This window comes from Zooshikella harenae (assembly GCF_018837975.1).
In the GTDB taxonomy this organism is placed as follows: Bacteria; Pseudomonadota; Gammaproteobacteria; order Pseudomonadales; family Zooshikellaceae; genus Zooshikella; species Zooshikella harenae.
Window position 1 is genome coordinate 22196 of sequence record NZ_JAGSOY010000042.1, and the last position, 20134, is coordinate 42329.

Consider the following 20134-nt stretch of genomic DNA (forward strand, 5'->3'; position numbering starts at 1 on the left):
GATGCACTTTCCTGTAGTCATTGTGGGTGGAGGAATGGTTGGTGCAACACTGGCACATGCACTGGCACGAATGTTTCCGCAAAAAGTTGCGTTAATTGAGGCTGCACCATTTCCAGCAACTCCCCAGGTAGATGCACAGCCTAGCTTTGATGCTCGCTCAACAGCCTTAGCATGGGGAACCCGTTTACTGTTTGAGCAGCTAGGGTTATGGGATGAGCTCAATACCTATGCAACACCTATTGAGCATATTCATGTATCCAATCAAGGACATTTTGGTTTTACTCGCTTGCATGCACAAGATGAAGGGGTGTCTGCACTAGGTTATGTTGTGAGTAATCAACACTTGGGACAAACCCTCTTTAAGCATTTAAAGGTGGCAGAAGAAAAGCAGAAGCTAGAGCTTATCATGCCAGCCAAAGTAGTGGCACTTAGCCCCAATGATAAAGGTACTTCGTTACAGGTTGAGCGTAATGATACGACAGAAACAATTACCGCTAACCTGGTAATTATTGCCGATGGTGGGCGTTCAGGGCTAACGGAGCAGCTTGGGATTGATGTAACTGAAAAGCATTATAACCAGTCGGCGTTGATCGCAAATGCCGCCTTAAGCAAGCCTCACAATAATGTTGCTTATGAACGTTTTACTGAATCAGGCCCCATGGCGTTACTGCCGTTATCAGGTAAACACTGTGCGCTGGTTTGGTCACTTCCAGAAACAATGGTTGATGATATTGCATTAATGTCAGAAGTAGATTTTGCCTCACATTTACAGCAAAACTTTGGTTATCGGTTGGGCCGGTTTACGAAGGTTGGTCTTCGGCATATTTATCCACTTACCCTTCGATGTAGCACTGAGCAAGTGCGCCCAGGGCTTGTTGTGTTGGGCAATGCGGCACATCAGTTACATCCTGTAGCTGGGCAAGGCTTTAACTTGGCATTACGAGATGCACTGCGTTTGGCCGAGGTTATTAAAGAAGCTTTAGCTCTGGGACAGCCTCTTTATGCGCTCAAAACATTGCATCACTATGTGAAGCGGCAAGAAGCAGATCAACAAGCGACTATCCAATGGAGTGATCGTTTGGTGCGTTGGTTTAGTTCTACTACCCCCACACTTTCTATTTTGAGAAACCTTGGTTTGGTCGGCCTGGATCTTTGTTTTCCTGGCAAGTCATTGTTCACGCAGCATGCTATGGGCATGGGGTTACCTGCTGCAAAAATCGATTAGGGCTGAAGGTTAATGAACTCATATGATATTGTGATTGTCGGTGGCGGTATGGTTGGTGCTGCTATTGCCTTGGGGATAAGTCAGCAAACTGACTATAAAATTGCAATTGTCGATAATCAGTCCCTTGATCAATTAACATCATGGCCCAAAGCTGATCATATCGATAATCGGGTAAGTGCTGTTACCTTGGCAACCGTTGACTTTCTTACTCAGCTCAAAGTTTGGACTGCTATAGAAGCGTTTCGTAGTAGTGCATTTAAGCGCATGTTTGTATGGGATAGTGAAGGGACAGGAAATATCCAGTTTACGGCAGAAGAGGTTCATCGCAGACAACTGGGTTATATTATCGAAAACCGGGCTATTCAAGCAGCACTTTGGCAGCAAATTGGGCAACAAACAACAATTGATGTCTACGCAGAGCATATGTTAACAGCGTTAGTCGCTAATACGCCTGCGGTGCTTTCAAGTCCACATGTATCTCAAAATACTAATACCAACTCAACTTCCCAGTATTATCCCTATACCGTTGTATTAAATGGTGGACAAGAGTTGTCTGCTTCGTTAGTTATTGGCGCTGATGGTGCTAAGTCACAGGTACGTCGTTTAGCACAATTTACTACCCGGGAATGGGATTATTTACATCATGCTTTAGTTGCTACGGTTAAATGGGAAAACACTCATCAGCAAACTGCTTGGCAAGTATTTTTGCCAACTGGCCCCTTAGCGTTATTACCATTGAACGAGTTAAGCTCTGCTCAAGATGAGCCTAGTGAGAATGCAACTTCAATTGTCTGGTCAGCTCCTGCTACTCAAATAGAGGCGTTAATGAAAGTGCCGACACAGATGTTTTTGAAGCAACTTTCACAGGCTACTGAGTCACGTATAGGGAAGGCTATTGAGATCAAAGATCAAGCATCATTCCCATTACGTCAGCGGCATGCCAAACAATATTATAAGAAAGGTGTTGTGCTTGCTGGAGATGCTGCTCATACCATTCATCCTCTTGCGGGCCAAGGCATGAACTTGGGAATGGCTGATGCACTTGCATTAGTGGCAGAAGTTGCTCGCGCCGCTAAAAGAGGCGATGCTCCGGGAGGTGAACACATTCTGTCCCGTTATCAGCGACAACGGATGCCGGATAACCTGATGATGATGGGTTTAATGGAAAGCTTTCAACATACTTTTCAAAGCCAGCAGTTACCCGTTAGATGGTTGCGTAATCAAGGTTTAAGCTGGGTAAACAAGCAAGCATGGTTAAAGCAGCAGCTAATAAAGAGAGCTGTAGGTGTGTAAGTAAAACAGATGTTGTGAGCTTTTTTTATCATGGAGATATATAACCCTTTAACTTGATGCTCATTGAGACGTGAGAGTTTGTTGCTTGTATAAATGTTAATCATTATCATTAGCAGTATATAGTTACAGGAGTCACTTATGTCTCAAAAACGTTTTTCCTCATTAGCATTGACCTCGTTTTTCATTGCGACACTGACTATCGCTGATATGAGTGCTGCCAGCAGCACTGAAAATAAAGGTGAGATGGTTATTTACTCTTCACGCAAAGAACACCTAATTAAGCCTTTATTTGATCAATATACAAAAGAGACAGGTGTTAAAATCCGCTATGTGACAGATGCAGAGGGTCCTTTAATTGCAAGAATGCAAGCTGAAGGAAAGACAACACCTGCTGACATGTTTATTACAGTTGACGCTGGAAACTTGTGGCAGGCGCAGCAAAAGGGTTTGTTGCAACCTGTGCAATCTGAAGTTTTAAATAAAAATATTCCTGATCACTTACGAGATCCAAATAATTATTGGTTTGGCTTGTCTGTGCGTGCACGAACAATGGTTTATGCGACAGACCGTGTAAAACCGGAAGCGTTATCCACATATGAAGATTTAGCCTCTAGTAAGTGGGATGGGCGGCTTTGTTTACGTACAGCTAAAAAAGTTTATAACCAGTCGTTGGTTGGTACTTTAATTGCCCGCTTAGGCCAAGATAAAACAGAAGCGATTGTAAAAGGTTGGGTAAATAATCTTGCTACTCCCGTTTTTTCTAATGATACATTAGCGCTACAAGCAGTAGATGCAGGGCAGTGTGATGTCACTGTTGTGAACACATACTACTTTGGACGTTTATTAAAAGAAAAACCTAACCTTAAGTTAAAAATATTTTGGGCAAACCAGTCATCATCTGGAACGCATGTAAATATTTCCGGTGCTGGGATTACTAAATATGCTAAACATAAAGCAACAGCCGTTGCCTTTTTAGAGTGGTTAAGTAAGCCAGAAGCTCAGAAAATTTTTGCCAATGTTAATATGGAGTTTCCAGCTAATCAAAGCGTGAAACCTTCTGGGGTAGTTGCCAGTTGGGGAGAGTTTAAACAAGATCAGCTTAATGTCGAGGCGGCAGGGCGGTTACAAGGTGAAGCTATAAAGTTAATGGACCGCGCAGGTTATCGTTAATTTTTCACCAACTGATAAAGCGCCTGTTGTATATTTGCGGGCGTTTTTAATTTCTCTTTTCTACAGACTTCACCCAGTTTACATATTCATATAAGCTCCTGGGATTTCATCACCTGACGGTTACCCCTTTGTGCCCTGGGGGTATAAAAAACATACAACACTTATAACCACTTAATTTATTATTGTGGGTATTTTGATCAGGAACGTAAACTCGTTGTGATAAAGCATCCTCCATTACTTCGCCGCCTATCATTTACGATTGCAGGCATTGTCCTTATGCCTCTATTAGTGCTGATTATTAGTTGGCATGATTTTCAAACAGAAATTTGGCTACATTTAATTGAAACTCAACTAGGTCGTTTGCTTGCTAATACGCTGTTTTTGCTCGTGGGGGTTGGTCTTGGGGTGATGGTAATTGGCGTCAGTTTAGCGTGGCTAACAACAATGTGTGACTTTCCTGGACGGAAGTTTTTTGACTGGGCATTAATGTTACCTTTTGCGATTCCTGCGTATGTATTGGCGTTTGTTTATCTAGGGTTTTTTGAATTTAGTGGACCTTTACAAACATTATTAAGAGAGTGGTTTGGTACAAGCCGGTTTTTTCCTTCAATTCGCAGTCCTGGTGGGGTTGTGTTGGTATTGGTGTTAGTTTTTTACCCTTATGTGTATATGTTGGCACGTAGTGCATTTATTACTCAGGGAAGGGGGGCAATGGATGCAGCTCGCATTTTAGGGTTAACACCATTTCAAGCCTTTTGGCGGGTTGCACTACCCATCGCGAGACCTGCAATAGCTGCGGGAGTCGGTCTTGCACTTATGGAAACGTTAGCGGACTTTGGAACTGTCGCAACATTTAATTACGATACGTTTACGACAGCTATTTATAAAGCCTGGTATGGTTTTTTTAATTTACAAGCGGCTGCCCAGCTGGCGACTTTATTAATGCTATTTGTGTGTGTGGCGTTTTGGTTAGAGCAGCGGGGCAGGGGGAGTACACAATATGCGTTACAACAGCGCTCTCATCAGCGTAAACCGTATAAACTAAAAGGTATACAGTGTTACGCTGTATTAATTTATGCCTCGATTGTCTTGGGTTTTGCTTTTATTTTACCAGTAACACAATTACTGGTATGGGTTGTGAAGCAGGGAGTACAAGATATTGATAGCCATTTTGCAGGATTAGTAGGGCACTCAATTTTATTGGCCAGTTCGGCAAGTTTAGCTGTTGTATGTGTTGCCTTAGTATTGAGCTTTGCTAAACGGTTTCATAAAGATCATTGGCTTAAGAAGGCTGTAATGGCGGCAAATTTAGGTTATGCACTTCCTGGTTCTGTATTGGCTGTAGGTATTATGTTTGCCTTCAGCCAGGTAGATAATCACCTTCTTATTCCACTTCAAGAGTGGGTTGGTTTACCAGCGCAGCCGCTACTTTTGGGTAGCTTTCTTGCTTTGCTTTTAGCCTATATTATCCGCTTTATTGCGGTTGCTTTTGGTCCTGTTGATGCGGCTTTACAAAGTATTCGATCAAGCCTTCATGAAGCAGCTCGAAGTTTAGGTGCAAGTGGACTAGCCATTGTCAGGAGAGTTTATGTTCCGATGCTGGCTCCAGGCTTAATAACAGCAGGCATTTTAGTGTTTGTTGATGTAATGAAAGAAATGCCTGCCACTCTTTTAATGCGCCCATTTGGGTGGGATACACTAGCAGTACGGATTTATGAAATGACATCTGAGGGAGAATGGCAGCGGGCAGCATTACCTGCATTAGCCTTAGTATTAGTTGGACTTATTCCTGTATTTCTTTTGATGAGAAAATCTCGTTATCGTAATGAAAGTAAGCCAGAATCGACGAATAAATGTGAAAAATAACGGAATGGCTATAAAGTATATACGGTAGTACTTGTCATGAGATTTTTGGTTGCAGTTATGGCAACTGTTGTTTATGGTTAAGACGACAGTTTTACCTCCTTGAACTCAGCATTTGAGAGGACAATAATAATGAGCAGCATACCTGCAGAGTTGCGTTATGTATCAACCCATGAATGGGTTCGCCTTGAGGACGATAACACCGCTGTGGTTGGTATTACTGACCATGCTCAGGAGTTGCTAGGCGATGTTGTATTTATTGAGTTGCCTGATGTTGATGCAACCATTAGTGCAGGTGATGAAGTAGGGACGATTGAATCAGTCAAAGCCGCTTCTGATATGTTTGCACCACTTTCTGGTGATGTAATTGCTATCAATGAAGATTTGGAAGAAGCGCCTGAACTCGTAAACTCTGACCCGTATGGGGATGGCTGGTTATTTAAAATAAAAATTAAAGATCAAGTTGAAGTTGATGAGCTGCTGGATGCTGAAGCGTATAGTGAGCTATGCGAAGCAGATGAATAGTGGCTAAAGATCGCAACTTAAATCTTTTATTAAAAATGAGCAGTTACGCTGCTCATTGTGTGTTTTAACTCAAATTATTGGCGCTTAATCTGTGGCATGAGTGCTAATCCTCTGCTTTAGTGTTGCTTAGGCACGACATCTACATAATACAATATGAGTTTTGCCCCCATATCCCACTTCTTAGACGTTGTCGTGCCTCTGATACTATTTCAATGACGCTTTCAAATATGTTTAAAAACACAGCTTTTTATAAGTATTTCACTTAGATTATAAGAGTCGATAGCCTATAAAAAATAGATTTCTTTCAAAGTCTTGCGCTGTATTTTCTCTTAAGAAGCAACTATTAACATTTTGTTCTGTCAAACAAAAGTACATTTGTTTTGGTGTAATTTTTGCTTGAATTTTCATAGGAGTGCCTAACATAGCAAATGCATCAAAATTACAGTGTATAGCTGCTTGAGTGACACCATCAGCTGTTTTTATCATTTGTAATCTCTAACTAGACGAAAATCCGGAGAGATTATAGAGAGAAGTATCCTTTTAAATTATGCAACATGTGGAGTCGTTGCCTATGGTGTTTCGAATATTTAAGTTAGTAGTACTTATTGCCACCTTACAAATTACAGGATGTGTTGTTTTTACCGGGGATGAAGATTTATCTTCTCAAAATGAAGTTAAGACGTTATTAAATAACCATTATCAAAACTGGCAGGGAACACCTTACCGTTATGGTGGCACAACTAAAAATGGCATTGATTGCTCCGCCTTTATCCAGCAAACTTATAAAAAGCTGTTTGATGTAAAATTACCTCGTTCTTCCAGAAGCCAAATAAAAGTAGGAAAGCGGGTGCCGTATAGCCAGGCTATGTATGGTGATTTGGTTTTTTTTCATAATGGTCGAAAAGTAAGCCATGTTGGTATTTTTATGGGAGAAAGTAAATTTTTACATGTTTCAACCCGCAAAGGCGTCACTATTTCAAGTATTAACAGTAAGTATTGGTCAAAGCGACTCTATCGAGTGAATCGCGTACTTGCTAATTAGTTATTTCGGTAAATACTTAACTCAATTTACTATTAATTCCCCATAACAGTGAAAATTAATCATACTTGTATGTCGTTCTATACCAAATACGTTATGTATCGTCACTAAATACTCAATTATGATGACTTAATACCTATCAAAAGAGTACCAAGGAAGGTAGGTTATTCAGCCATGTCTGACAGAATGAATAAATTAAAATAACTAACTGGTCACTTACTAACTTCCCTGCTTAATAGCGTAAAGGTTGTTTACGGGAAAAATAAAATCGTTTTCTTTGTGCAAAAATTTTATTGATTCTGATCAATAAAATACTTTCACTCTTTTAGTGTCGTATGCTGAATGCCATATCTGTCCTGCATTTAATTGTTTCAAAAATATAAATACGCACAATTACTTACCAATTTTCGGTTTTATTATTTAATTATCTGTCCTATTATAACAGCATAAAGAGAATTTAAAGCCCAGTTGATTTTAAGACTTTAATCAAAGGGAAAAAGAAAAAAATAAAGTCATAAAAAAACAGCACTAAAAATATACTACATAAGGAGATGTAGCCATGAAAACTTTAAAACTCAGCAAAAAACTTATTGGTGTTATGCTTATCAGCATGGTTCCTGCAATAGGTTGTGCAGATCAATTCTTTAGAATGAATGTTGGAGATAGTTTGACTTATGTCAACTCCGAAAATAACCATGATGTCATTCAAAGTAAAATAATGAATGAAAATAATGGTTGGTATAAATTCAATCAATTTGCAGGGTTAGGCAAACAATGGCTTAAAGCTAATGAAAAAGGTCAAATTTATATTTGGAATGAGTATGACCAAAAAGTTAATTTAATGACTGATTTTTCAGCGGGCATTGGTTTTTCAAGTGATGTTAAATTCTTCTGTGCTGACAAAACTGTTATCTATGAAAAATATGGTCAGCTAACTACTAAAGCAGGAACTTTTGATAATGTTACTCACTTGAAGTTGACTGGTGGATGCTATGATGCTGGAGTCAGTGACATATGGTTTGCAGAAGCTGTTGGTGTAATCAAGTGGACTGAGATGACATTCGCTGGTAGCAGGAATTTTGAATTGTTGGGTAAAAACAACCCAGGACTTTAGTGACTAGATGTCAGAGTCAAACAGAAGGATAAAATGAGATATGGTGCCGGCACTAGGAGTCGAACCCAGGACCTACTGATTACAAGTCAGTTGCTCTACCAGCTGAGCTATACCGGCAATGGAGAGTGCAGATGTTAGTTTGGATAAGTGAATATGTCAATAGCTCATAGGTGTTCAAAATATGTCCATTAGATATTGCTGTGCATAGAAGGAACGTCAATGCAAGAAGCAAAAAAATAGCGAGCCCATGGGTAATGGGTTCGCTAGATTAGTTAAAAGTTTGTATAAATAAATGAGGTAATTAAAGGTTTATGTAAAGTGTCCTTTTAGGACTGTCCAGTTATTGAATTTCACCAACGCTCTTAGCGTTTAAACACAGCTTACCAAGACAATATGCTTTCCCACTTTTGTGCGCATTCCATGCTTTTAATGCTTCAGAACATCAGCCTTATCTTCCTTAATGCGGCTTTACAATAAAGAGCTGACGCAGTTTATTATGGCAAAAAAATAAAATGATAGCATAAGCTAGATTTGGACTGAACTTGTAGGAAATTGGCCGTACTTATTAGGTGAGATGGCGACAATCTGATTTCTTCCCCTTTCTTTAGCGGTATAAAGCGCTGCATCAGCTTTAGTTAATAAGTCGTTGATGGTAAAAGTATTAATATGGTCTTGGTTTGAGGCTGCACCAATGCTTATTGAAACGAAGGGGCTTACAGAGCTAGCTTTGTGAGGTATTTCTAAGTTCAGAACAGCTTGTCTTAGCTGTTGAGCGATTAAACGAGCACCATCCAAGTCAGTCATAGGAAGGAGAACTACAAATTCTTCTCCACCAAATCGACATATGTAATCTAGAGGGCGTTTAAGATTGTTTTTCAACGCCTGGGCTATTGTTACAAGACAGTGATCACCTTCCAAGTGTCCATAGTTATCGTTGTATTGTTTAAAAAAATCAACATCAATCATTAAGATGCTCAAAGCTTTTTGTTCTCGTCGACAACGCTTTAACTCCCTTTCAGATACGTCATAGAATCCACTGCGATTGGCTACACCAGTTAATACATCAGTTTTGCTTAAGCTTTGTAACTGACTATTCATCATATGGAGTTTGCGTTGTATATCAACTATTCTCTGCATTGCACGTATTTGAGCATGAACCAAAATAGGCTTTAATGGTTTAGTTAAAATGCCATCGCCTCCTGCACTAAGTGCTTCAGCAAACTCTTTGTCATTTTCTGTTGCACTAATAAAAATGATTGGTAGCCACTCAGATTGTTGTTCTCTGATGATTTTAGCTGTTTCTATACCATTGAGATCAGGCATTTGAATATCCATGAAAATCATATCGATTTCATGGTTTTTCATATAAGAAAGTGCTTCATGACCATCACATACAGCATGTACTGTATGACCAGTATCACTAATAACCTTTTGCAGAAAAAACCTTATTGAAGGTGTATCATCAGCAATAAGTATATTCAAGTGTTAACCTTGATCCAATAATCATATGACAAAGTCTGTCTTATAATTATATACGTTTATGAATGATGCTAAGTAAAAAAATAGAATGAAACATATATTGCATTTCGGGATAAATAGAAATTTTATATAACACATTAAAATTATTTTAAGCTTTATGCATAAACCGATTAGTCTAACCTGAATTATATAACTTTAGAACTTTTTGCAGGAAACAAGCAATGACATAGTTTGAGGAAGTACTAATAAACAATACTATTGAAGCAAAGAAAAATGTAGAGGATGGATATAAAGTATTTTGCATATATTATATTTGTATGACAATTAAGTGAGTGCAGTATGATTTGCTATGCTTTTCACGAATCATTTGCCGAGGAGCTTTTAACTGCTGCCCTAAAACCCTTCGTCAAGGGGATAGTCTGTGAATAAATACTCAAGTTGAATTGTTATTATAAATTATGACCATCTAAAAAGCGAAGTCGAATGAGACTCATCTTTAGAACCTTGATATTCAAAGGTAGTATTAATGTTTAGTATGTTGAGGTGGTTTAAGCAATCAGCAGAGAAAGAGAAAGATTTAGTATCTTTCCATGTTCTAAGCAGGTTATGTCGGGATCATAGCTTTATTAATGTGAAAATTAATGACGATGAACATATCTTTCGAAGTATGATACTTATGGTTGATCCACAGGAAGAGTTTGTACTTATTGATGACTTATATCCACCAGCGCCTGAAGGTTTCATCAACGATGGCTGCAAAGTTAAAGTAGATTGTTCTGAGCGTGGCCATAAGACTCATTTTGTTACAACACTAATGTCTATTGAGTCATTTGAAGATATGCCAGCTTTAAAGCTTGATCTACCAGAAACATTACAGCATTCGCAAAGACGTTCAGATTATAGAGTGTGTATTTCTCAATCTGAATATCTAAAAGTTGTATTAAGTGGCTTTGGTACTAAGGTCGTCAATGGCCGAATACTAGATTTGTCAACAAAAGGGATACAAATTAAGTTTGCAGGTCCCATACCTGAAGGTATTCGTCAGGATGTTATTGTTAATAATTGTATGTTTACCTTACCTGATGGAACAAGTATTAAATGCCGAATTCTGGTAAGTCATGCTAGGTGCTATCGAAAACCTATTACATATACTTTAGTAGGGGGGAGGTTAATAGACTTGCCATCTAAAATGCAGAAAAAAATGGACCAATTTATTTTTAAAATACAGAGAGAACAACGTAGGAGGGAGCTTGATAATAACTAAAATATAAGCTGGCTTATTATATTTAAGGTACATCAAAATGAATAGCTATGATAAGGGAATATATAGTAAGTTTAGAAAAAATAGGATTTTAGCCTGGATGCTTATTGTGGGTGTTTCAATTCTTGTTTTTTCAATACCATTTGGGATCTTAATTGGTATTCTTTACAATTATATTGAGCGAGAGATGATGGTTGCTATTTGGGTTGGTTTGAAAAGCACCTTGTTTTTTATTTTTATGGGGATTGTAATATGTCTTATTTCTGCAGTATCTCTAAACTCAAAACGATAAACCTTTTTTAATATCTTTTTCTTTTTTATTCAGTCTATCTAGGAGCTTTGATGTGCTTTGTTGGCGCTTTATATAGACAAAATGTCGTAACAGAAATGATAGATTATACACTATGTGACCACTATAAAGTATAAATATGACAAACAAAGTTAAGTTGATTATATCTTGACCTATAATAATTAGTTGAAAATAATGTAAAAGAAAAATAACAGCTTGAAGTGAAATCCCATAAAGAGCAGGCTTGATACAATTTGTTAGTTGTAGCTTTTGCGAGAGATTGTTCCTCATCATTGTAACCTTTTCCGTTAATTGCTTTGCTATTAGTAGTAACTCTACCTTCTTCTTACTATTACCATGAAAAAAGTAGAAAATAAAGATTTCTCTTGGGAAAAGTGGTACAAGAATTGACGTTGTGAGAAATATGAAAGATATAATGATTAAAGTGTAGTATAGGTCCATTATTTTTCACCTTGTTATAAAAGGCTGTATTCTACACCTTGCAAGTGTAATGCAAAAAGATAAAAACCACTAGAAGCATGTTGCTATTTTCTAAAGATAAAGATTAATATACAATCTATAACTGGATAAAAAATGGTAAGAATAATATATTTTTATAACAAATATATTTCAGTTTGATTTATAATTCTGTTAGCTAATTCTTAGCTAAGATTATTGATCAGAACCAAACTCACTTTGAAGTGTTGAGATCCTATCATCTTTATCCTTTATTCTTCGTTTTAGAGATTGTATTCTTCGTTCAAGGTCTTTAAGTTTAGCAAATGACTTTTTGTTACTCTCGTTGATTGCCGCCAACTCATTTTTATCTGAAGTGAGTTTACTTTGCAATTTGTTGAAGTCAGCGTTAGACATGGTGTTTAGTTTTTTTGTTGGTATTGGTTTAGAAGAATTTTCTTGAGTAACAATTTTTAGTCTAGCTTTATCTGATTTTTTGGTTTTAGGTTTAATATTTTCCTGTTTGACATAGCTACTTGTTGTAGCAGAACGATCTGTGGATGCTACAGCAGATTGAGGGGTATTTATATTTTGCCATTGATGGTGGTGTTTATTAATACTTGCAACAGCTATTGCATAGGGTATCTCGGCTACTTCACTTTGTTTTGGAAGCTTTAATTCAACATTTTTTTTCAACAGGTTTATATTGTTGTTAATGAAGGCGTGTGGATTTTGTCTATAGATAGCAATCATAGTTTGTTGAAGGGAGACAGTTGTTGAAGGTCTCATTTGAGCCGCTATTTCCATGAGAGTATCGTTTTCTTGTACATAGTAGTAATCAGGGCTTGAGTATTGCCTGCTGGGGATACTTGGTTGATGTCTCTTGTAAGTAAAGGGCTTTGTAACTGCTGGTTGAGATTGTTTGGCAACTAAGGCATCGTAACGATTTTGATACCTTTGCACAAATACAGGTAACTCAGTAGAAACTTCATATTTTCTTACTAGTTTTCCATTTGGCCAAGTCAACGAAACAAATAAGTCTACAGAGGGTTCTTTAATGGGTCTATCTGTAGTGATTTTAACAAATCCTGTTTTATCTTGGTTGATCGTTAGATCAAAATGAAAACTACTATATAAGATATTTGGATTTGAACCTAACCTATTTATATCATCAGAGCTTGCAAATTTAGCAATAATTTCATTTTCAGTTAGGTCACCGACTTCAATAAGTTCAAGTTGAGCGTTTAATGGCTCACCGTATGAGGATTTTACATCTAGCTTTCCCAAACCAAGCGCTAAAACCGAACTGGAAAAAACAAAACCACAAGAAACAAAAGCTAATGCTTGTTGGAACCTCATAGTAAATTTCTCTTTATAAACAAGCTAATTATTTTGATTTGAACTATAACAACCTTATTATAGCTAAAATGTCATATAAATAAGCTTTATCCGTAAAAAATGTAAATATCTTTATGATGGAAGAATGATTAGTCATTAATTATATAATGAATTTTGCATAGTATAAATTTTAATGAAGACTATTTAATGAATAGGTATAAAGTTCTTGTATCAATATGGTTTATCTGGGTATTTGAAAAACTATAGCGTTTTAATGTTAATTATTTAAGGTGTATTGTATTACGTGTGGAATAAAATCATCTGTTGACTTTTTAATTAGTGTTGTAATAAGCCATCCTTCTGATTGATATAAATTTTTTACATGTTCTGCAATAATCACTATTACTTCGATGCTATGTCCAGTAGGATGAGGTATATCTATTATGAGTGGTAGCTTTTCAACTCGCTCTAGAGTTCTATTTATTTTATTTATGTCATCAAATATAGCTTGTTTGATTTCATCAACTTGCGAATAGAGAGGATTTTTAAATCTATAGCTTATTGGGGAAGGAATGATATTATGTATATCTTTATCCAAAAGAAGCTCGGCTTTTAAAGTCGAATGAATTTTATGGATGTCCATAGTTTAGCCAAAATATTTATGTACTCTTCATGAGCTTTTTACATCCGTTTTCTGTGCTCTTAACCTCAGTCATATATTAATCAGATACCTTGATGGCTCACTAAGCTACCTTCTTGTATTATAGCGTATAACTTTAAGGTAAATACAAGAGATATACTCAAGGGGTTGGTATTAGAGGTTATTGTAATAATTACTACATAGTATTTACTTTTAAAAGTAAAGAGCGCTAGCATATAGCACCCTTATATCTTTAGTATTAAAACTTATACTGAACTGGTAAGGTGTATAAATCGATATCATTTTTGTCTATATCATACTTTTCACCAACATCATTGATACGTTCCGATTGAAGACCAAACGCAACATTTTCATTAATCCTTCCCTGGAGGCTTGGTTGCCGAGTCCTTGCGGAATACAGTTCGATGTGCATTAATCCGCCTTTGTCTACCACTGGCGTATATCGAAATACCACAGGTGTTCATTTAATCATGATTGAGGTATAGCAAAATGTGGGTTTTCAGCGCTTGAATGGGGTTGTGAAACAGGTGCTGGGAGCACTGTTCTTCCGTTCCATAATTTTCAATAAGTTTGTTTAAACTGAAACCGTTTTAAAACTGAACTTTGTTGATAGTCATTTTTAAGTTGCCCTGGCTCAAACTGTCTATAACACAATAATACGGCAAGTGATGGCTTAAGAATAGTTATAATTAGGTAAAGTATAGCGACTGCTTTTGACGTAGTGTATATCGACAAGAGTTTTTATAGCCATGAAATTAAAGGTTATGAAAAAAACAGGAAGTTAGCTTATCGCTGACCAGTCTATCAATTTACCTACAGATATATAATATGTCATTTTTTTGTACATTATATTAATAACCATACAGCAGAAGAAATGGTAAGCTTGTAGTTTTTCTATATCACAGATACTACACTAATTACACTAAATGAAACGATATACAATTGCAAACAAAGGGATCTTGTCATGAATGCTGAAGAACTAATAATCCAACAAACAAATAGCATGAATGAGGCTTACAATGAGCTTTTAGCATTAAGCGGAAGTATTTTAACAGAGGCAACTACAGAAAATCTTTTGAAAATTTATAACTTGTTATTAAAAAGTATTGAGCAACAAAATCAGATTAACCAAGCAATTTTAAGTGAAATTAAAGCCTTAAAGACAACTTCAGCGACATAAAGGTCTTTAGACTGATACATATTATCGTGTTCTCCTAGCTCAAGCTTTTAACAGGCCACAGTTGTCTTGTGGATTCATTAGGGAGTTAAGAATTTGGCCCAAAAAAGTTGACTTAGTTCGTTATTTCTCTCTAACCTCCTGTGTCAGCGTATTCTGGCGAGCTAAACAGTGGATGTTTTTCAATCTACGACTAAGTCAGATTGTATCAACTTCACTCGTTGAAGAGGGATATATTGCTTCTGTTTCCAGGATGTATCAGGTGTTGAAAGCGGCTAACCAGAACCATCACCGAGGAAGGCAACAATGACCTGTCAGGTGCTAGCTAACAGAAGGGCCTAATCAGGTAGCATTGTTGGCTGGAGGAGCATGAAATGGAATTAGCTGATTATGCGGCAGACTTGATGAAGCTGGTTTGCCTGAAGCATCAAATCAGCCTGAAATAGACTACACGCTGATAACGGTAGTTTAATGATAGGATAATTCTATTGTCTTCAATAGCTCCTAACTTTGTGCACTCCCTAGATGCAACACATTTAATGTTAGTTGTGGTTAATGCTAATTACATAGATAATTGGGCCTTAGTCCATGACTCTTTTGGAACCTTACCAAGCAGGACCCAAGAACTTTATAATAAAATACGGACTTGCTTTTATGAGTTATATACAGAGCATGATGTTTTTAATTTATTGCGGGAGCAGATGCTGAACTACTTAAAAGAGGAGGATAAAAAAAAGATAAAAGTAACACCGAGAAAAGGAAGCTTGCAGCCATCCTTGATTTTAAAGTCAAGTTACTGCTTTGGATAGGATATTAAAATTAATCAATAACATTAGATTGCGTCCTCTCATGTTTATAGCTTTACGATGGACTTAGGATAACTGGCTCAGGAAGTTATTTTGCTATAAAATTATCCTTGGTAATGCTAGGTTAGATTTTTTATGGCTATTACACGTTATTGTTGGAGATGTAATACAGACGTGCCCATGCTTGATGAGAGTGAGTGGGCGGTAATTCATCCTATTCTTATTGAGGATAAGAAATTTATCACTCAAAAACGTAAAGAATATGGTATGACAATACGGGAAGTATTTGAAGCTTTCACTACTCCAAGCTGCATTAAATATTATGAATTGACTGGTTTTAAAGAAACGAATCCCGACTCCATTTGGCATCACCGCAATAGCGCTTTAGGAGAAGACTGTCCATCATGCGGAAAACCATTTAGAACAGTAAAAGCTAAACTGTGTGCTGCATGTGGTTATGAAAAGCTGAAGCATCATGAGGATATAAAGTAGTATGACTTTTTCTGGTTATTGGGTACTTGTAGGTATTTTAGCAGTATTTAACTATGCCTTTGCGTTTATTCTTAGCATTGAAATCAGCGCGTTTGACTTAATGACAACAAGGAAAAAACTACTATGGAACCTGTTGGCTTGGGGAGTACCTGTCATAGGACCTATATTTACTCATAGATACCTAGAGATAGGCTGGGCAAAAGGGGATTCAGCAGGTGGAAATAATACTAATCTACCACCAGGAGATGGGTTTTAAAGTTTAAAGGTAACTATGCGAATAATTAACACTAAATACAAAGCTGAGTGGGAAGAAGCTATCAGGCTTTTACATAAATTTTGTCCCCCTTCCAAGAGCTATGTCAAATCATTTGAAAAGTTTTTAAATATAGATGCTATTCATAACTCAATGGAGACACTAAAGAAAATAAGAGGGTGGGAGGTAACCAGCAGAAGGTTGGATAGTGTAGAACTTGTGCAAGAATATTATGGTGAGTTTTTAGTTAAGGAAACTGGACGCGTCTTAGTTTTGCCTGATTTGGCTTGGGGAGTAGCACCTTTTGTGTGTCATGCAGAGAAGCTACTTGAGCGTGTAGAGGAGGGTCTCTATTGTGAGCTTAGTTCAGATGAAGGTTATTACGAAGAATTTATTGATGGGTGTAAGGATGTAGTTTTTGTATTTGAGTCAAGTGGAGCTGTTCTTGCGTTTGACCACCATGAAGGGGTCGTGCTAGCTATGCCATATTGATTTTTTATTCTCTCAGAAAAGTTAAAAAAGAGAAACTTCTTTAATTTGATGAGAGAATAATAATTCTGAAATAAATTATAATTCAGATTGAGCTGCTTGCTTAATGCCTTTATTTATGAGTTTTTGTATATTTTCACTATTATAATTGTGATTAAATATTTTGTAATCAGGGTTGTCATCATTTTTAAAAAGTACAATAGTCTCAAGCCCTTCGCACTTTTCATATTGAACTTTATATACAAAAGTAGCAAACGTTCCTGCGAGTTCAGTACTGATTACTCTACTATGGACACGCCATGACTGCTGTTCATATGATTTGACTTGTCCATTAGCTTTGTTAACTAAAGTCTGTATATCACGCCATTCTTCTTGAGTGGTGGCTTCAAAGAAATATTTTGAATAGTATTCTTCCGGGCCTGTACTTCCTTCCTTTATTCTCTGGTTAAAAAACTTATCAAGTATAACTTCAGCATCTTTAATACTTTCTGAAAAACCGCATCCGACCAAAGATAAGAACATTAGTAATGGGAATGCTAACTTAAGTTTCGTGTACATAATTTACCATGACATGATTATATGCTTCTCAAAGGTGTAATATTTTAAAGCACTCACACTTTTTTTCCAGAAAAATACAACATGCGCAACTAAACTTATTGTTTCAAGTGCTCTTGGTCTATGTAATGCAGCTTTTGTCGTGTTAAAAGTGTTGATGTTATGGCTGAGTTAGGACCCCAAAAAGTGTCCATGAAAGGCTTAAACCCTAAGCGCGGCATTGTTTTCTCTAATATACTTGTAGCCCAGTAAAGACGTGGTCTAGAGTTAGGGGCCCGTTTAGATACCCCGAAAGATTCATCCCTTAAGTTTCATACCTAAGTTTTTACTTTAAGTAACCTCAAGGATTAACTCTATGTCTAATCAAGGTTTAACTCCTATCATCATCGACAGTATTTCTATTAAGCAAGATACACAAGGACGCTTCTGCCTTAATGATTTACATAAGGCCGCTGGGGGAGACCCATTACAGCGCCCACAACTTTGGCTTAGGAATAAATAAACTCAAGATTTCATTAGTGAAATTTCCGGTGTGCAAATTTGCGCAGTGCAAGAAAATCAAGCCCTCAAGGTAATTAATGGTGGTCCAGAACGTGGGATTTACGCTTGTGAAGAACTTGTTTATGCATATGCTATGTGGATAAGTCTCTCATTCCACTTAAAGGTTATTCGAATATTCAAGGTTGTGGTTAAAGGACAAGTCCCACAACTACCTAACTTTTCAAACCCAGCAGAGGCTGCTCGTGCATGGGCTGATGAATATGATGGGAGGCTTCTTGCAGAAAATAAAGTCACTGAGCTGCAACTTAAAGCTGACTTTGTAGAATTATATGTGGAAGCTCAAGGGACAGAGTCTCTAGAAGAAGCAGGTAAACTTTTAGGATTAAGACCATGTAAATTTATTCAGAGGCTACGAGAAAATAAAATCCTTAGGCATAATGCTAAAGGTCAGAATATACCTTATCAGCCTTATTTAGAACGAGAATACTTTACTGTAAAAACTTCATTTAGCCGGGAAAGAAGCATGACCTATCAGCATACCCGTGTCACAGCAAAAGGTCGTGAATGGTTAGCAAAGAGATATAGTTACCTTAAAGGAACACTTTAATGAAATAAGAAAAGAAGGAGAAGGGTAAAGGACGCTAAAATCAGCGCCCTTAAAGTTTGCTAGTATGCTTAGAAGTTATACTGAGCAGAGATAGTGTAGGTATCAATGTCATTTTCACCAAAGAATAGGTTATCTTTATCACCTACATCATTGATGCGTTCCCAGTTTAGACCTACAGAAATATTATCTGTTAAATAGTAGTTAGCACCTAAGCCGTAAGTTAAGCTAGTGCCTTTTTCTGTTTCAGAGCTAGGTCCAAATCGGTTGTTTTCTTCATCTTCTTCTACTTTCCACTTGAAAGTACCAACACTGGCCAGGACCTCAAAGTTGTTATTAATTGGGTATAAGCCAACTGCTTTAATCCCATAACCTTTAATTTCGTTCTCGATTTCATCTCTGTATGTGCCAGAGGTATTTGTAAAGTCTGCATCAGGGTTACCCAAGCTGGTGTAATTAGCTTCTAATGCAAAATACTTGTTTACACGATATCCACCGAATACTTTCCAAGCCATGTCACGAGTTGTATAACTCGTAGTACCTGACATAAAGCCATCATACTCATCTTTCAGATTATCGTATGCATCGTTGTAATCTGCAGAGCCTAGGCCTAAACCTAAATAGAATCCGCTTTTTTCATCTTTTAAAGGGTTAATTGAGCTTTCTGCAAATGCTGGTGCGACAAAAGTAGAGGCTAAAGCAACGGCTAATACTGCTTTTTTCATATATTCCCCTAGGACTACTTCTTAATATAGTTTTTTAAACGAACATAAGTTCATATTAAATCGTGGTTGCTATTGTTATATGAAGCAAGCTTAATACACAATTGGTAGTTATACGACTTCTAATTATTATCGATTTGTGGTAGAAAAAATGTTGTCTTACAAAGTGATTATTTATAAACTTCACTTAGGGGTTCATATAGGGCTTAAATTTAACTTATTTTTCCATCAATTTACTTTTCTGAAAGTCTATAGTTATGGCATCGGTTTAACTTGGGCTGATACTCATTAATACATTACACTATCATTTATATAATAATCTATAGTTTCAAATCCCTTTTCTTTTAAATCATTGTATAGAGCTAAACCTTCTTGTTTTTCTTCAGCGGTTAAACCTGGAAAATCATCATAATCGTCTATGTTTTCGTATTCATAATAAGGAATAGATAAGGCGTATTGTTCAGCTCTTGATGTGAAGTATTTTTCATCTCCTACTATCCAGGTGATTGAATGTATACAACCTTTATATACGCCTAGACGAAGATAATGAACTGCTTCCTTAAGTGTTTCTTTGTATTTTTTAGTTCTCTTATCCATTTTGAATGCTTTTTCACACAAGTGTTTACCATAAAGGTATGTACCTTGTACTGAATCTAAGTCAGCAGCTTTTTTTGCTACTTTCATAAAAATTTCAGGGTATAAAGTGTTGTAGACTGCTGTATAGAAATGGAAGTTTTCAGAATCATAATACTCATCAGAAGCATAATGCTCTTCATCTAAGGCATTGCAGACTTGTATTAATAATTTATCAGCTTCTTCTAG

Annotated in this window: 24 protein-coding genes and 1 tRNA gene; 16 read left to right on the forward strand and 9 right to left on the reverse strand. The window is 36.9% G+C overall.

Annotation, left to right across the window (positions count from 1 at the left end; all coding sequences use genetic code 11):
• Position 1 precedes the first annotated feature (1 nt).
• The 5 genes from ubiH (at position 2) to gcvH (ending at position 6076) form a co-directional block, all read left to right on the forward strand.
• Positions 2-1225 carry a 2-octaprenyl-6-methoxyphenyl hydroxylase gene (gene ubiH, locus KCG35_RS16160; protein ID WP_230409213.1) on the forward strand — a complete coding sequence of 408 codons (1224 nt, stop codon included), beginning with the start codon at positions 2-4 and terminating at the stop codon, positions 1223-1225.
• A gap of 12 nt (positions 1226-1237) precedes the next feature.
• The gene (locus tag KCG35_RS16165; protein WP_215820832.1) at positions 1238-2518 is read left to right on the forward strand and encodes a UbiH/UbiF/VisC/COQ6 family ubiquinone biosynthesis hydroxylase; all 1281 of its coding nucleotides are present in this window, start codon (positions 1238-1240) and stop codon (positions 2516-2518) included.
• Between the two features lie 138 nt (positions 2519-2656).
• Entirely contained in the window at positions 2657-3688 is a 1032-nt protein-coding gene (locus KCG35_RS16170; RefSeq protein WP_230409214.1) for an extracellular solute-binding protein, read from the forward strand.
• Between the two features lie 216 nt (positions 3689-3904).
• A complete protein-coding gene (locus KCG35_RS16175) occupies positions 3905-5554 on the forward strand; it encodes an ABC transporter permease (protein ID WP_309227411.1) in 1650 nt (549 codons plus the stop codon).
• Between the two features lie 129 nt (positions 5555-5683).
• Positions 5684-6076: a glycine cleavage system protein GcvH gene (gcvH, locus tag KCG35_RS16180; RefSeq protein ID WP_215820833.1), complete on the forward strand. Its 393-nt coding sequence runs from the start codon at positions 5684-5686 to the stop codon at positions 6074-6076.
• A gap of 267 nt (positions 6077-6343) precedes the next feature.
• Here gcvH and KCG35_RS16185 read toward each other — a convergent pair whose 3' ends face one another.
• Positions 6344-6562, reverse strand: coding sequence for a hypothetical protein (locus tag KCG35_RS16185; RefSeq protein ID WP_215820834.1), 219 nt, complete (start codon positions 6560-6562; stop codon positions 6344-6346).
• A gap of 85 nt (positions 6563-6647) precedes the next feature.
• On the opposite strand from KCG35_RS16185, the gene KCG35_RS16190 reads away from it, so the two are divergent.
• Complete coding sequence (locus KCG35_RS16190) at positions 6648-7118, forward strand: C40 family peptidase (protein ID WP_215820835.1); 471 nt, start codon at positions 6648-6650, stop codon at positions 7116-7118.
• A 556-nt stretch (positions 7119-7674) separates the two neighbouring features.
• Complete coding sequence (locus tag KCG35_RS16195) at positions 7675-8229, forward strand: hypothetical protein (RefSeq protein ID WP_215820836.1); 555 nt, start codon at positions 7675-7677, stop codon at positions 8227-8229.
• Positions 8230-8270: 41 nt separating this feature from the next.
• Here KCG35_RS16195 and KCG35_RS16200 read toward each other — a convergent pair.
• Positions 8271-8346, reverse strand: a tRNA-Thr gene (locus KCG35_RS16200).
• Between the two features lie 408 nt (positions 8347-8754).
• Positions 8755-9711, reverse strand: coding sequence for a GGDEF domain-containing response regulator (locus tag KCG35_RS16205; protein ID WP_215820837.1), 957 nt, complete (start codon positions 9709-9711; stop codon positions 8755-8757).
• Between the two features lie 523 nt (positions 9712-10234).
• Between KCG35_RS16205 and KCG35_RS16210 the strand changes: the two genes are divergently transcribed.
• Together KCG35_RS16210 and KCG35_RS16215 are read left to right on the forward strand one after the other, a co-directional pair.
• Complete coding sequence (locus tag KCG35_RS16210; RefSeq protein WP_215820838.1) at positions 10235-10972, forward strand: flagellar brake protein; 738 nt, start codon at positions 10235-10237, stop codon at positions 10970-10972.
• Positions 10973-11009: 37 nt separating this feature from the next.
• Positions 11010-11261, forward strand: a complete 252-nt coding sequence (locus KCG35_RS16215) for a hypothetical protein (RefSeq protein WP_215820839.1) — start codon at positions 11010-11012, stop codon at positions 11259-11261.
• 669 nt (positions 11262-11930) lie between these two features.
• Here the strand turns inward: KCG35_RS16215 and KCG35_RS16220 are convergent.
• From KCG35_RS16220 to KCG35_RS16230, 3 genes are all read right to left on the reverse strand, one after another.
• Positions 11931-13073 (reverse strand): type IV pilus assembly protein FimV, encoded by a 1143-nt coding sequence (locus tag KCG35_RS16220; protein ID WP_215820840.1) that lies wholly within the window; start codon positions 13071-13073, stop codon positions 11931-11933.
• A 256-nt stretch (positions 13074-13329) separates the two neighbouring features.
• A complete protein-coding gene (locus KCG35_RS16225) occupies positions 13330-13695 on the reverse strand; it encodes a hypothetical protein (protein WP_215820841.1) in 366 nt (121 codons plus the stop codon).
• A 256-nt stretch (positions 13696-13951) separates the two neighbouring features.
• Positions 13952-14125 carry a hypothetical protein gene (locus KCG35_RS16230; protein WP_215820842.1) on the reverse strand — a complete coding sequence of 58 codons (174 nt, stop codon included), beginning with the start codon at positions 14123-14125 and terminating at the stop codon, positions 13952-13954.
• Between the two features lie 552 nt (positions 14126-14677).
• On the opposite strand from KCG35_RS16230, the gene KCG35_RS16235 reads away from it, so the two are divergent.
• The 5 genes from KCG35_RS16235 to KCG35_RS16255 all read left to right on the forward strand — a co-directional run bounded on the left by KCG35_RS16235 (position 14678) and on the right by KCG35_RS16255 (position 16933).
• The gene (locus KCG35_RS16235; RefSeq protein WP_215820843.1) at positions 14678-14893 is read left to right on the forward strand and encodes a hypothetical protein; all 216 of its coding nucleotides are present in this window, start codon (positions 14678-14680) and stop codon (positions 14891-14893) included.
• 485 nt (positions 14894-15378) lie between these two features.
• On the forward strand, positions 15379-15699 hold the full coding sequence (locus KCG35_RS27100) for a DNA-directed RNA polymerase (RefSeq protein WP_215820844.1): 321 nt from the start codon (positions 15379-15381) through the stop codon (positions 15697-15699).
• Positions 15700-15831: 132 nt separating this feature from the next.
• Positions 15832-16188, forward strand: a complete 357-nt coding sequence (locus KCG35_RS16245; RefSeq protein WP_215820845.1) for a hypothetical protein — start codon at positions 15832-15834, stop codon at positions 16186-16188.
• Position 16189: 1 nt separating this feature from the next.
• On the forward strand, positions 16190-16444 hold the full coding sequence (locus KCG35_RS16250) for a hypothetical protein (RefSeq protein WP_215820846.1): 255 nt from the start codon (positions 16190-16192) through the stop codon (positions 16442-16444).
• A gap of 15 nt (positions 16445-16459) precedes the next feature.
• On the forward strand, positions 16460-16933 hold the full coding sequence (locus KCG35_RS16255; RefSeq protein ID WP_215820847.1) for a hypothetical protein: 474 nt from the start codon (positions 16460-16462) through the stop codon (positions 16931-16933).
• 75 nt (positions 16934-17008) lie between these two features.
• On the opposite strand, the gene KCG35_RS16260 is transcribed toward KCG35_RS16255, so the two are convergent.
• A complete protein-coding gene (locus tag KCG35_RS16260; protein WP_215820848.1) occupies positions 17009-17488 on the reverse strand; it encodes a hypothetical protein in 480 nt (159 codons plus the stop codon).
• A 352-nt stretch (positions 17489-17840) separates the two neighbouring features.
• On the opposite strand from KCG35_RS16260, the gene KCG35_RS16265 reads away from it, so the two are divergent.
• Together KCG35_RS16265 and KCG35_RS16270 are read left to right on the forward strand one after the other, a co-directional pair.
• Positions 17841-17987 (forward strand): KilA-N domain-containing protein, encoded by a 147-nt coding sequence (locus tag KCG35_RS16265; RefSeq protein WP_215820849.1) that lies wholly within the window; start codon positions 17841-17843, stop codon positions 17985-17987.
• Positions 17988-17999: 12 nt separating this feature from the next.
• On the forward strand, positions 18000-18593 hold the full coding sequence (locus KCG35_RS16270) for a phage antirepressor KilAC domain-containing protein (RefSeq protein ID WP_309227413.1): 594 nt from the start codon (positions 18000-18002) through the stop codon (positions 18591-18593).
• Between the two features lie 68 nt (positions 18594-18661).
• Here the strand turns inward: KCG35_RS16270 and KCG35_RS16275 are convergent, their stop codons facing one another.
• Complete coding sequence (locus KCG35_RS16275) at positions 18662-19315, reverse strand: outer membrane beta-barrel protein (RefSeq protein ID WP_215820851.1); 654 nt, start codon at positions 19313-19315, stop codon at positions 18662-18664.
• 285 nt (positions 19316-19600) lie between these two features.
• Positions 19601-20134: hypothetical protein (locus tag KCG35_RS16280; protein WP_215820852.1), on the reverse strand; the 534-nt coding region annotated here is incomplete at its 5' end.